The organism is Thiothrix sp. (assembly GCF_028714775.1).
Lineage (GTDB): Bacteria > Pseudomonadota > Gammaproteobacteria > Thiotrichales > Thiotrichaceae > Thiothrix.
The window spans coordinates 1-13,711 of sequence record NZ_JAQTLS010000013.1; the positions used below are offsets into that span (position 1 = coordinate 1).

The window sequence follows — 13,711 nt, forward strand, 5'->3', positions numbered from 1 at the left end:
CCCTTGCCATCCGGGCTGTACGCCAGTGCATACACAGCATCCGTGTGACCGCTGAGCGCTTTCATTGCCGTCCCCGTCGCCGCATCCCACAGCCGCACGGTCTTATCTCCTGAGCCGGAGGCGATCACCTTGCCATCCGGGCTGTAAGCCAGTGCCGACACTTCATCTGTGTGACCGCTGAGCGCTTTCATTGCCTTCCCCGTCGCCGCATCCCACAGCCGCACGGTCTTATCCCCTGAGCCGGAGACGATCACCTTGCCATCCGGGCTGTACACCAGTGCCGACACATCAGCCGTGTGACCGCTGAGCGCTTTCATTGCCTTCCCCGTCGCCGCATCCCACAGCCGCACGGTCTTATCCCCTGAGCCGGAGGCGATCACCTTGTCATCCGGGCTGTACGCCAGTGCATACACTTCAGCCGTGTGACCGCTGAGCGTTTTCAGCGCCTGACCCGTCGCCGCATCCCACAGCCGCACGGTATTATCCCCTGAACCGCTGGCAATCACCTTGCCATCCGGGCTGTACGCCAGTGCTGACACATAAGCGCTGTGACCGCTGAGCGTTTTCAGCTCTATTCCCGTCGCCGCATCCCACAGCCGCACGGTCTTATCCCTTCCTCCGCTGGCGATCACCTTGCCATCCGGGCTGTACGCCAGTGCATACACTTCAGCCGTGTGACCGCTGAGCGTTTTCAGTTCCTGACCCGTCGCTGCATCCCACAGCCGCACGGTATTATCCCAAGAGCCGGAGGCGATCACCTTGCCATCGGGGCTGTACGCCAGTGCCCACACATAAGCCGTGTGACCGCTGAGCGTTTTCATTTCCTGACCCGTCGCTGCATCCCACAGCCGCACGGTATTATCCCAAGAGCCGGAGGCGATCACCTTGCCATCCGGGCTGTACGCCAGTGCCGACACATAAGCCGTGTGACCGCTGAGCGTTTTCAGCTCTGTTCCCGTCGCTGCATCCCACAGCCGCACGGTATTATCCCCTGAGCCGGAGGCGATCACCTTGCCATCCGGGCTGTACGCCAGTGCATACACAGAAGCCGTGTGACCGCTGAGCGTCTTCAACTCTGTTCCCGTCGCTGCATCCCACAACCGCACGGTCTTATCCTCTGAGCCGGAGGCGATCACCTTGCCATCCGGGCTGTACGCCAGTGCTGACACATCAGCCGTGTGACCGCTGAGCATTTTCAGTTCCTGACCCGTCGCCGCATCCCACAGCCGCACGGTATTATCCCCTGAACCGCTGGCAATCACCTTGCCATCCGGACTGTACGCCAGTGCTGACACATAAGCGCTGTGACCGCTGAGCGTCTTCAGCTCCTTGCCCGTCGCTGCCTCCCACAGCCGCACGGTCTTATCCCCTGAGCCGCTGGCGATCACCTTGCCATCCGGGCTGTACGCCAGTGCTGACACAGGAGCGCTGTGACCGCTGAGCGTCTTCAGCGCCTTGCCCGTCGCCGCCTCCCACAGCCGCACGGTCTCATCCCCTGAACCGCTGGCGATCACCTTGCCATCCGGGCTGTACGCCAGTGCTGACACATAAGCGCTGTGACCGCTGAGCGTTTTCAGTTCCTGACCCGTCGCCGCATCCCACAGCCGCACGGTATTATCCCCCCCTGAGCCGGAGGCGATGACCTTGCCATCCGGGCTGTACGCCAGTGCCGACACGAAAGACGTGTGACCGCTGAGCGTTTTCAGTGCCTGACCTGTCGCCGCATCCCACAGCCGCACGGTATCATCCCCTGAGCCGGAGGCGATCACCTTGCCATCCGGGCTGTACGCCAGTGCTGACACAGAATCCGTGTGACCGCTGAGCGTTTTCAGCGCCTGACCCGTCGCCGCATCCCACAGCCGCACGGTATTATCCCCTGAGCCGGAGGCGATCACCTTGCCATCCGGGCTGTACGCCAGTGCCGACACATCAGCCGTGTGACCGCTGAGCGTTTTCAGTTCCTGACCCGTCGCCGCATCCCACAGCCGCACGGTCTTATCCCCTGAGCCGGAGGCGATCACCTTGCCATCCGGGCTGTACGCCAGTGCGCTGATAGTGCCGATATTGAGTGAGGGGGTTTGCTTGCGTTCCGTTGATAAATCCTGTTCACGTATAGTGCTCAAACGCCCCAAGGTGGCGGGGAGCACAGCCTGTTTACCCTCTGGCACTGCCTGTACGGCAGCATCCAGACCATACAACCATGCAGCACGCACCTCTAGTGGATCAGCCAGCTTTTCACCCTTGACCACTTCGACTGGGATGCGTTGAGACACTTTTTCTTCAAACACCTTGGCGAGGTTATAGTTGGCCTGCAACTCACGCTGTCTGGATTCTTCCGCCGCCGCTTGTGCCTGCGACGTTGCAACTTGGGATTGGTTAGCGTAATGCCAAGCAAAGCCTGCCGCTATAAGCATGATAACCGCGATGATTGCCATCACTCCTGACAACCAGCGGGTTTTCTTCAACGACTTCCGCTGCTCTTCAGCTTTCTGCTCCGCCAGCACGCGCTTTTCTTCCTGCAAGGCCAGTTCACGTTGACGTTGTTGTTCTTTTTCCTCCTTCAGCCGATCCCGCTCCTGAATGCTGGCTTCGATGAATTCCGCCTCCAGTTCCGATGCCTGCGCTGCATTCCCCTTCAACCACTCCTGCGCCACCGCCAACCGCGAGCCTGTCAACAACCACGCAGCATCACGCCCACCATCCGCCCAATCTTTCGCGCCCTTGCTGATCTGGTGCTGGGTGCGCAGCGCATCGCGGTTGTCGGCGATCCACTCGCGCAGTTTGCCCCAGTGGCGGATCAGGGCTTCGTGCGAGACTTCGGCGAAGGCGGCTTCGTTGCCGTCGGTTTGCTGGGTGGTGATCAGGCGGGCGTCTGCCAGTGCCTGGATGATGTGGCGGGCGGCGGGGTCGTCGCCGAATTCGCGCAAATCGGCACGGCGGCGGGTGTCTTCGCTGCCGTCGCCGGGTTGGATCAGACGCAGGAAGATGTGCTTGGCCTGTTCCTGCTCGGTGGTGGAGAAGCCGTCAAGGATGCTGTTGGCACGGATTTCGAGTGCCTTTTCCAGCCCGCCGAACTGGTTGTAGGCATCCAGCCGCAGGCCGTCGCCGTCGCGTTGTTCCCACAGCAGGCTGAGGGCGTATTGCAGCAGTGGCAGGCTGCCGGGCTGGTTTTCGACATCATCCAGCAGCGCGGCGGTGAGGGCTGGCTCGACCGTGACGCGCTGTTTGCGGGCGGGCTGTTCGATGGCGGCACGCAGTTCGGCCTGCCCCATCGGTGGCAGCAGTTTGGCGGGGGATTTGTCCAGCAACTTGGCGAAGGCTTCATTTGCCAGCGCTGCGGCAAGGAAGTCAGCACGCATCACCAGCAGCAGGGTGCAACCCTTGAGGTCGGCTTCCACCAGCCGGATCAGTTGCGCCTCATACGCCCGTGCGGTGGCAGGGTCGGACTGGGTGAAGAGTTCCTCGAACTGGTCGATGCACAACAGCAGGTGCTGGCTACCGCTGGTTTGCAGCAGGTCAGCCACTTTGTCAGGCCAATGCAGGGTGGCATTTTTCAGTTGCCCAACCAGCCCTTCGGTTTCCTGATCGCGGTTGGCGCGGATGGTGGGGTGGAACACCAGCGCGATTTCAGCCGCCAGCAACCGGAACGGGTCATTGCCGGGGCGGGTCTTGAGGATCAGCCAGCCGCCCACTTCACGCAGCCGGGGGATTACGCCCGCACTGACCAGCGAGGATTTGCCGCTGCCACTTGCCCCCCACAGTGCATACAGGCGCGTGGCGGGGATTTTGTCGCACAGTTCGCCGCTCAGTGCCTCACGCCCGAAGAAATACGCGCGGTCTTCCTCGCGGAAGGCTTCCAGCCCCCGGTAGGGGTTGAGCAATTCGCCGTTGGCATCGAAACGTGGGCGTTCGTGGGTCAGCAGTCCGTGCAACGTCCACTCCAGCGCCTGCGGGTCACGCGGGAACAGGCTCCAGTCCCACGTTTGCGCGTCATCCTGCTTGAGGGTGTCGATGTCCAACGAACGTGCCTGCCGCGCCTCGGACAGCAGCACCTTGGAACCCGCCCGCGTGAATGCCGCTTGCAACGCCACCTGCCCACCATCCGCCAGCAGCGAGGCGTAGAATTCGCGGGCAAACCCTGCCGCTTGCGCATCGTTGATGGCGCGGTGGGTGGCGATCACCACGGGCACACCCGCCGCATGGAAAGCTTCCACCTGCGCGGCATTGTGGCAGCCGTTGAGGAAGATCAAGTCTGGCGGGCGCGACCACGTGCTGATGTGGGTGGCAATATGTTCGGCGTACACTGCCTTGTCATCGCTCAGCAGCACCCCAGCATCGCTATGCCCGGCGAAGTGCAGGATGGCGACCCGCCCAGCAAGTTGGTCGAGGGTGGTTTTGAGCTGGTCTTGGGTGAAGTAGGGTTCGTATTGGAGGTCGAAGGGGGTAATGTCTGCCCGCTGGGACTCGAACAGGGCTTTGAGAGTGCTGAGTTCGGCGGGGATGGAGGCAAGCGGGTTTGCGGTGCTTTTTGCACCCAGCAACAGCACGACTGGAAGATACCCTGACGGCATGGCAAGCCCTTCCTCACTTGGGGATATGCGTAAATTATAGTGGTAATAACTTTCGCTTGATGGGATTTAAATCAAAAAATACGGCATGAGTTATTCCTATTTTTACTGCGGAATAATCCTGATTTCACGCTATACTATTCCTGATCTTATGACGCAGGTATCCATCATGGAAAACGCCACTCGCCACCCCCGATTGCTGGTTCCGCGCTTGCAGGAGGCACTGCAAGCCCCCTGTGGTGCTAGTGATCGGCTCCAGACTTGCTTAAGAGGGAACTCTATATGATCTATAGGGACTTAACACAACACTACTAAAATTATCGTTTTTTATTTAAAATCACCCTGACAATAAAATATATAGCAATCAGAATTATAAATCCGCCAAAATAATAAACATAGTGAGATGACATAATTGAATCCCTCGGAGGTTCGTTATAAGCATCCATATAAGCACGCATCTCGCCTGAGCCAATCTGATAAACATCCCCAGACTCAGCACCATCCTCCTCACTATTACCCAGACTTGCTATAACATATTGATTATTGATCATATAAGCACACCTCTATTAACAGAATTTCACAAAATAATCTCAGCATTAATTATGACAAGCCGAAAACCGATAGCATCGCTTCTTTCAGTAGGTTGTTGACTAATACGAACAGCAGAACGCGTGTACTTGCCATCACTATACCATGAACCACCTCGTACAACTCTTAGAATACTTCCCACATGGAAATAACCTACATTACTTTCAGGATTTGTAACAACATTACACGACAATTTTTTTTGCCATACATCTTGACACCATTCCCAGACATTCCCATGCATCCCATACAATCCCCAAGAATTAGCTAGCATTGATTTAACTGGAACTGTTTTTTTTCGATACACTCCTTTATCACCATCAGCATAGGGGTTCTTGCCATTGTAATTTACTTGCTCAGTAGAAATATTGTTTCCAAATGAAAAAGGCCCTGTTGTTCCTGCTCTACAAGCATACTCCCATTCCGCTTCGGTAGGCAGACGAATATTCAAGTCAGAATTAATGCTTTTTAGCGTTTGAATAAACTCATAAACATCATTCCAGCTCACTCGCTCAACTGGATTGCTCTCATCATCCTTAAAAGAAGCAGGATTGTTCCCCAATACGGTCTTCCAAAATAACTGGGTAACAGTCGTATCTGCCAACCAGAAACCCTGTGACAATATCACTTGATGTCGTACTTCCTTACCCATTAAGAAAGCCTCACGATCAACCTCTGTTCCGGGCGAACCCATCCAAAATGTCCCCGCGTCAATCCAGCGGAAACGTTGGATAATACCTTTTATATCAAGATCAGCATAACGTCCATATTCATCGATACCAGATTCTCGCGCCCATCGAGGCGTACTCAAATCACCAATCTCAGTTTTTTCAGCTACAGTTAAATTTTTGGCATCAAATAATTTAACTGCCTTAGCAGTAACTATGGCATCAGATAACTTAGCCTTCTTATCTATAGCTGCCGCATCAGATAACTCCTCCTTATCTATAGCCGTAGCATCAGACAACTCTCCCTTATCTGTAGTCGTAGCATCAGATAACTTAGCCTCCTTATCTACAATAACAGCATCAAATGATTTATTTTCCTCTTGAGTTTCTGGTTTTTTTTGATCCCCCCTTATTTCTTTGGCTGTAGATTCAATATCTTTATTGGGGGGTTTCGTCTTTTCAAAAAAACCAGAAAACAAATTTTTTACATAATTATTCGACGTATTAATACCTGCTTCCAATACTGATAGAGGTGTACTCTCTTGGCTTAATTCCGCCGCCCCTCTGATGACCAATCTTTCACCAAATCCCCTCAGCATATCAACATAATCATTCTTTTTCTGCTGGCTCAATCTCTTTTGCGCTTGCTCTTTATAAAGCCGAATGTCCTCGGGGGTTGGCTTTTCCAAAAGAGTTCCACTCTCAAGACTAGTATAAAGAACAGGTGTTGCCCACTCAAGCTGATTAGCTTCGGCATAGATCATTTTACGGGCTTCAGCGACAGCCGCGTCAATCGGGTAGCCATCCGCCAATGCAGCATAAAACTCATGTGAAAAGGTGATAGCAGCTTCATCTGTAATCTCGAACTGCATGGCAATGACCGCCGGGATACCTTTTTGCAGTAGACTTTGCCCTACACCAGCGAATGGGTCGGTGACAGAAGTTCGCCCACCACTACAGGAATTAAGTAATACCAACTGGAGCGTGGTTTCATCATGCAGCAGTGCTCCTAAATATTGCCCACTGACCAAATGCCCCTTTTTTTCTTTATCTTCTAATACCAGTACACCATCATTATCTTGGTTACTAAACCCACCATGACCGATGTAATGAAAAACGTGATATTCGTTGCGCCTCAATGCCCGTTGTAGGGCTGACAAGGATGGCTCCACTCGCTCTAAAATGAGCCTACCATCAGCCTGCAAACTTTGTGTAGCCGTATTGATTCGATCCCACTCCTGTTCCACTTTCAGAGGATAATGATTTGCTGGACTGGAAATCATTACCAATACCCGCAACACACCCGTTGTTTGACGAATGGATGGCTGCTTCGCCAAATCTAACTTACGAATGACAGGAGTATTTACTGATAATCCAACATAATCCTTGTTTGTTGTATCATATAACAATTCCCATGGAATATTGATCAGAGATGGAGCTCCAGATAAGAACAAGCGAATACGTAATCCCTTACCTTCCCGTTCTGTAACTGCCAAACTGGTACGAAAACGCTCCGCAACATCACCAGAAAAGAGGCAATCGTACAATGCACCACCTAACTTTTTGACCGAGGAAATATCAATATTTTCAAGATTGAGACTGCGAATACTGCCACGATTCTGCCCAATTTTGAGGATGAACACCTCTAGCTCAGGGGTAGAAAATGGCAGAGAAAACGTGTGACTGGCCTGACCAGCAGGTGAATCAACGACACGCACTTCATAACCGCCATCCGTTTCAGTCAACAGCAAGTCAAAATTGGAATACGACTTGGAATACGATTTAGCAGGCATCAGGCTAACTCCCCTCAACTCGCGAGTAACATCCGACTCGGGATGACATCTTCATTCTATACACAAATACCTATTCAGAAAGCCAGATTTATCAAGTTTTATGAAAAGCGCTATTACTGCCAGCCCTGTTCATATTCTTTACCCCTGCAAGTGTTGCGCAATCCTTCGCACGGTTTCCTTATCCGCAAAATATGACAAATGGTCACAGCGCACCGCTTCCACCACGACAGTTTCCTGCCACGCCGGATTGAACTGCGCCATACTGCCGCAACCCACCGCCATGTCGTTGGCCTCCTTGAACAGCTTCTTGGTCAGTAGCTCATACGCTTCCACCTTGAGCCGTTTGCCGAGGTACTCCAACAGTTTGGAAAGCCGTTGGGTGTAATTGTCGGGGAGGATCATTAGGCCAGTGGTATCACCCGCAACCACCGCATAACGGACATTTTGCGGGGCAGAGGAATTCGCCAGTTCGTGGATGAAATCAGAATTCGGAGCCATTTGGTCAAGGCTATTATCAACCGCATCCAGCAGTTTCATCAGGGCAGCGACCGCCACACCACCGACATAAGCGGTGGTAAGTCCATTCAGGACTGCGACCAGATTACCGTAAGCCCACGTTTTGACCACGGCATAACCGTGTTCCTTGAGGCTGGCAATAGGTGAGCCGCCATTCGGTGTGCCAGCCATTACCAAAGTATTGACGACCTGATCCCCACCTTCGCGCTCAATGAACCAACGCGCCACCAGCCCGCCCATCGAATGCGCAAGGATGTCGATACGCTTGCCATTTGCAGCCGTCACCCCCACTTTTTCAAGCAAGGCTTTAAGGGCTTTGGCGTTATCTTGGATGCGGGTATTCAGGTTTTCATAATCAAACGTCAGGATCAAGTCGTATTGGCTGGCTAAAGGTGCTTGCCCGTCGGTGTGCAGCATATTGGCACAACCTGCAATCGTGCGGGTTTGCCCAATAATACCGTGCGTCACTAACAGGATGCGTTTAGCCTTTGCAACTTCTGCGGCAATAATCGTATGGTCAGTGATATACCCGGAAACTTCCAACGGATTGTCGGCAGAAAATTCTGGAATACCCAGCGTTTGGATTTCCTCATCAATGCGCAGCAAATCGCGGTAAACCAGTTTGCGGAAAAAGATTTTCAGCGCACTGCCCAGCGACTTGGTGCTGTCATCTGGCGTACTCGATGCCGCTTCGGGCAAATCTTCGATGTAAATGTGGGTACGTCCGTCTTTCCCTTGTCTGGCACGCCCCAAGGGCAGGAACAGGTTGTTTTCCCGGTCATATGCATACGGGATGATTTGCTCCCCGGTAAGCAACGGTTCGCTGAGCGACAGCTTCAATGGATTTTGCGGTGAAACAGCATTGGCATCATCGCCTAGGAAGACCTCCAAAGCATCTAACCCCAAGTCAACGCCACGCCCTTGTGTAAAGGTAAAAGCGTTGGCTGTATCGGCAAACAGGGCTGGCTCTGGGATAGCAATTTTTTCCACACTACGGGTAGCCGGATGGGAGCTAACCAGCCGCACCTGACCACGAAAACCTGAATGCGGTTCAATCCGCACATCGTCCTGCCCCAGTAATGTTGCAGGTTGTTGCGCAGATACCGAGCGGGTTTCCTGCGGGCGGATCACGGCAATATTGATCACGTTACTTGTCCAGTCGGGTGCTGCACTGGGTTCATCATCAATATCGAGTGAGCGGTTATGCGCATCACTGGCAAACTGTTCCAGACTGTTTTTCAAACCACGTTTGGCGTTTTTGGTATCCCCCAATTGCAGGGCTTGCTGGTTCAGCAAACTGGAATCAAATTCCTCTTCGCAGACAATTAGCTTGAGCGAATCTTGAATGCGGGTAATGCCTTGGGCGAGCAACTCATCCTTGATCTTGAGCGGAATGGCTTTCCCCTCAAACGCTTTCACAACAGGTTGTGCATCGCTTATCCAGCCGCCGCTGGCAAGCACATTGGAAATTTCTCCCGTGCTGCCATCGAAATAGAGCAAAGCGTAATACAAACGTGGCTGACCTAGTTTAAGGCGCAATTCTAAGTTGAAACGCGGCTTTTCCCACTTCGTACCGTCGAAACGGTAGCTTAACGTGACATCCTGATTGATGTACTTTTCCCCATCATAAGTCACGACGATTTCAACGGGGTTATCCAAATGGGTTGCCGCGTTGTTTAAGTGCAGCTTTTGATGCCAACGAGCCATAACGGCGGCTTGCTCCAATGCCTCACTTGCACTTTGCGTCACCTTAAATAAGGGGCGGCTATCAGCGGCCTGTGTCACCGCATAAGTGCCATTATCGGCATGGAGGGCATAGCGCGGGTCTTGCCCCGATTCCTGCAAGAAACGACCGGGATCAGCAGGTAATTCATCCCGTTGCAAGATAGCGCGTAAGGCTTGGATGCCATTCTCATCCCCCACCAAATTTACCGACATCTTAGGGAAGTGCTGGCGGGTAATGATGGCAGTGTATTCGTTCCCCGCCAATTTACTGGTATCAGCAATGCTCAGGGTGCTGTTAAAACTCTCGGCCTGTTGGATGAGGGCTTTGGTGAGGCTGGTTTGCCATTGGCTGGTATCGGCATCATTACCAAACAAGGCAACTTCATCCCCCGTATTCAGGCCATGCATGACACCCGCGTTGAGTTTCCACTGCCCATCCTTGTCCTTGAAAGCCAGCATCCGTAAGGGTTGTAGCTCAGTGCCGAAGACGGTTTTAGTGACATCTGCACCAGCAATGGCTTCAATTTGTGGGCTTTGGCTAGTTGCTTGGCTTTGCACCCGCTGATAGACGCGGTTACGCAACTCCTGATAACTGACGGGGTACTGCAAAGCAGACAGGGTTTCGCATAGCGCATAGGTGAACAAGCCGTGCCGCCGGAACGCCGGGCCTTGCGCCTTTTCTATGGAAAGCTGGAAGTCTTGGCAACCGGACAGCAAGATGTGTTTACCCGAATCCGGTATCAGGTTTTTAAGTTGGGCTTGGTCAACACTCTTACCGGCCTGTTGCCCAAAGACAAAACAGTCCAGCGGGTATTGGGTCATGTCAACGGAAGCAAGGCGTACATCTTCCGGTGTTTCCCCCACAAAGCGCGTGCCGTGCCCACCGTGGCAACAATCCAGAAAGATGGCGATATGCCCACATTTCGCGGCAAGTTGCGCAATCAGGTAGCGCAGTTCCTTGTCCAACAAATCAGGGACGCCGGGGGTACGACTGTCATGGCAGACCAACGATTCATTCAATTGGTCGGGTTCGATGTCCCAAAATATTTCGGGCGCAGCCGTTTGCGCACCGTGACCGGAGAAATAGAACACCGCTGTATCGTCTACTTCCCATGTGCGTTCAATCAGGTGCTGCTGAAAACCACTGACAATACCAGCGTGGGTTGCCTGCTTGTTGGTCAGGACTTCGAGATTCCCATGCGGGACATTGAAACGCTCATGCAGGGTTTGTGCAAACAACTCGACATCGTTTTCACAGCCCCGCAGCGGATTAATCGTGGAATTTTGGTAAGCATTAACACCGACCAGCAAGCCATAGACAGCCATATATCCCCCCCCTCATTTACACCCTAAGCATCAACTTTGCCGAACTCACGGAAGATTTCCCGCAACTCGAAATCAACTGGCTCATCCCCTGCATCGTCTGAACTGATGTCACGCGGTTGTTGGAATGAGCGCGGTACTTGGCGGGTAGCATCACAATCAGCGCTTAGCAGTGCAAACCAGAATGCGCGGGCATAATCTGCAATTTGGGTGGCTTTATCCATGCCATTGATAATGCGTCTGGCGTTATACCAGTCGCTATCGGTATGGAAATAATCTTGTAACGCTTTTCCTGTAAACGTCCCGCGTTGCATCCCTTCAAACATGACTTTAGTGGCAATTTCCATATCCAAGGCAAGATCAGGATTACTGACCAAATCAGCCCCCACGATGGTACTCATGGAACGGTAATTGTAGTCCCACGTTAATTGCACGAAACCGCGCCCATAATAGGTTGTCCCGTATTTCTTGCCTTGCCCCCGACCAATTTCACGCACAGGCTGCATTTCCCTACCCGTTTCGTGGAATGCGGTAGCGAGCATGTAAGCAAGCCAACGGGAGTCTTTCAGCCCACGTTTGCCCCACTCATCAAGGATTACGTCCATCCCTGCAACTTGCCGCTCGGTAAGGACACCATTAAACGGTGCGCTCCTGACATTATTAAAAAAGGTCGCCTTATCCATGATGCCATCTCCTAATCAGTTACTTTAAGTTCTGTAATCGCTTGTTGCCGTAGGGCTTCGTGCTTGGATTTGTACAGGAAATCATTAGTCACTTGCGGCCTGCTGGGGTCTTGCTTGAGCCATCCCATTAAGAGGGGAATATTTTTACCGGCATTCTTATCCAGCCATGTTTGCAACACTAATGATGTCCCTTTTACATTGCTTGGAATATGTCTTGCCGAGGTAGGCGGAGTAACAAAAGACCCCCCTCCCTCAGTAGTCCCCGCTGTCACTCCATCAGGAGTAACTGCAACAGCCTCTTCCCCCATACTATCAGGAGAACCCGCAAAGTAATCTGACGGTACATCCTCAGCGCTCATCGGAGGTGTTGGTGGAGTGGCAAGTACCGAGTTAAGCTCCAGCGACTCAGGCCCCCTTATGGCATCACCTATATGCTCTGCCCTTGCCCGCTTGCTGCTTGCTGCCGAATTCAACGCTGAAATAGCACCCGGCAACGTACCTGCGAGGTAATAGTCATTCAGGTCAGACCAAGCCGCATAAATATCGTAACTATTAACAGGCTGGTTCAGCTTTTTAAGTATATCCGCCCGCTGCCATGCCCTGCTGGCACGCATCTCGGAAACCAATGCTGGCATGGTGGCCTGCATCAGCACTTTATTATCATACGTGGTTTTGCTGGTAGTAAGGACAGTCGACAGGCCGGACAAGACATTTTTACTGTGCGTGCTACCTGTGGCAGGGATTGCCGCCGTGAGCGCGGTACTCGCCCAATCTGTATACACGGAACCACGCACGTTTTCAGCATGAAGGTTCTGCTCGAATTGCTGGTAAGAAAAATCAATCTCGACCATCCGCTGACGGGTCAGGCTATTACGGATTTCCTGCCGGATAAAAGGATCGGATTCCTGGGAATAGCGCTGAAGCGCCTCGTATAACAGTCCATCTATTTCTTTAAGGCTCTTAGCGCCACCGACTGGTGGATCAGGATAGCCCTCAAACGTGGAACACGCCCCTAGCGAAAGGGATAGGCCAAAAACAAAACACAACGACACTCTGCCCATAACAAAAGTCCTCTATGCCATAATTTTCCCTCTGTCTTAGCTTAGATCAGCCCGCAAAAAAAACAGTAATCTTTATCAAGAAAATTATGATGAGTGGACTACTTTTTACGAAATATGGACATCCATTAATTCCCGCCATTCACCGGGCTGTAAATCAGCATCCAACACCCAATCCCCCACCCGTTCCCGATGCAAACCTTCCACCCGATTTCCCACCGCTGCAAACATACGTTTCACCTGATGGTATTTACCCTCACGGATGGTAATGCGTGCTTGCTGCGCGGGCAGGATTTCCACTTCTGCTGGGCGGGTCAAGCCCTTTTCACCATGCAATTGCACACCCGCGCGTAGCTGTTGCGCCGCTGCTTGTGTCAATGGTTCCGCCAAGGTAGCGAGGTAAGTTTTCGGCACATGATGTTTGGGGGACATCAGCCGGTGTGACCATTCGCCATCGTTGGTGATGAGCAATAAGCCGGTGGTGTCTTTATCCAAGCGCCCAACCACATGCAGCGTATGTCGGTGCGGATGGTCGATCAGGTCAAGCACCGTGCGGTGCGCGGGGTCTTCGGTGGCACTCACTACCCCCGCCGGTTTGTGCAACATCAGGTAAATGTTACCCGGCAAGGTAATCGGCGCATCATCCAGCAACACCACGGCTGCGGGGTCAATGTGGGTCGATGTTTTGGTGATGATGTTTCCATCCACTAACACCTGCCCCCGACGGATCACTTTCTGGGCTTCGGAACGCGGCATTCCGGTGGCTTGGCTAACAAATTGATCAATACGCAT

The 13,711-nt window shown here is 52.9% G+C and carries 7 protein-coding genes; all 7 read right to left on the reverse strand.

The features are described from left to right. A partial coding sequence (locus PHE17_RS13030; RefSeq protein WP_301016306.1) for a CHAT domain-containing protein occupies positions 1-4,571 on the reverse strand: 4,571 nt, incomplete at its 3' end. A gap of 314 nt (positions 4,572-4,885) precedes the next feature. Further along, positions 4,886-5,119 carry a hypothetical protein gene (locus PHE17_RS13035; protein ID WP_301016307.1) on the reverse strand — a complete coding sequence of 78 codons (234 nt, stop codon included), beginning with the start codon at positions 5,117-5,119 and terminating at the stop codon, positions 4,886-4,888. A 26-nt stretch (positions 5,120-5,145) separates the two neighbouring features. Next, entirely contained in the window at positions 5,146-7,614 is a 2,469-nt protein-coding gene (locus tag PHE17_RS13040; RefSeq protein ID WP_301016308.1) for an SUMF1/EgtB/PvdO family nonheme iron enzyme, read from the reverse strand. Between the two features lie 138 nt (positions 7,615-7,752). Further along, positions 7,753-11,181, reverse strand: coding sequence for a caspase family protein (locus PHE17_RS13045; protein ID WP_301016309.1), 3,429 nt, complete (start codon positions 11,179-11,181; stop codon positions 7,753-7,755). 23 nt (positions 11,182-11,204) lie between these two features. Further along, positions 11,205-11,861: a glycoside hydrolase family 19 protein gene (locus tag PHE17_RS13050; protein ID WP_301016310.1), complete on the reverse strand. Its 657-nt coding sequence runs from the start codon at positions 11,859-11,861 to the stop codon at positions 11,205-11,207. 11 nt (positions 11,862-11,872) lie between these two features. After that, a complete protein-coding gene (locus PHE17_RS13055) occupies positions 11,873-12,922 on the reverse strand; it encodes a hypothetical protein (RefSeq protein ID WP_301016311.1) in 1,050 nt (349 codons plus the stop codon). A gap of 105 nt (positions 12,923-13,027) precedes the next feature. After that, the gene (gene rsuA / locus PHE17_RS13060; protein ID WP_301016312.1) at positions 13,028-13,711 is read right to left on the reverse strand and encodes a 16S rRNA pseudouridine(516) synthase RsuA; all 684 of its coding nucleotides are present in this window, start codon (positions 13,709-13,711) and stop codon (positions 13,028-13,030) included.

Excerpts from the sequence above, each read along its gene's own strand:
- PHE17_RS13035 (WP_301016307.1), bottom strand. The coding sequence starts at position 5,119 with ATGATCAATAATCAATATGTTATAGCAAGTCTGGGTAATAGTGAGGAG.
- PHE17_RS13040 (WP_301016308.1), bottom strand. The coding sequence starts at position 7,614 with ATGCCTGCTAAATCGTATTCCAAGTCGTATTCCAATTTTGACTTGCTG.
- PHE17_RS13045 (WP_301016309.1), bottom strand. The coding sequence starts at position 11,181 with ATGGCTGTCTATGGCTTGCTGGTCGGTGTTAATGCTTACCAAAATTCC.
- PHE17_RS13050 (WP_301016310.1), bottom strand. The coding sequence starts at position 11,861 with ATGGATAAGGCGACCTTTTTTAATAATGTCAGGAGCGCACCGTTTAAT.
- PHE17_RS13055 (WP_301016311.1), bottom strand. The coding sequence starts at position 12,922 with ATGGGCAGAGTGTCGTTGTGTTTTGTTTTTGGCCTATCCCTTTCGCTA.
- rsuA (WP_301016312.1), bottom strand. The coding sequence starts at position 13,711 with ATGCGTATTGATCAATTTGTTAGCCAAGCCACCGGAATGCCGCGTTCC.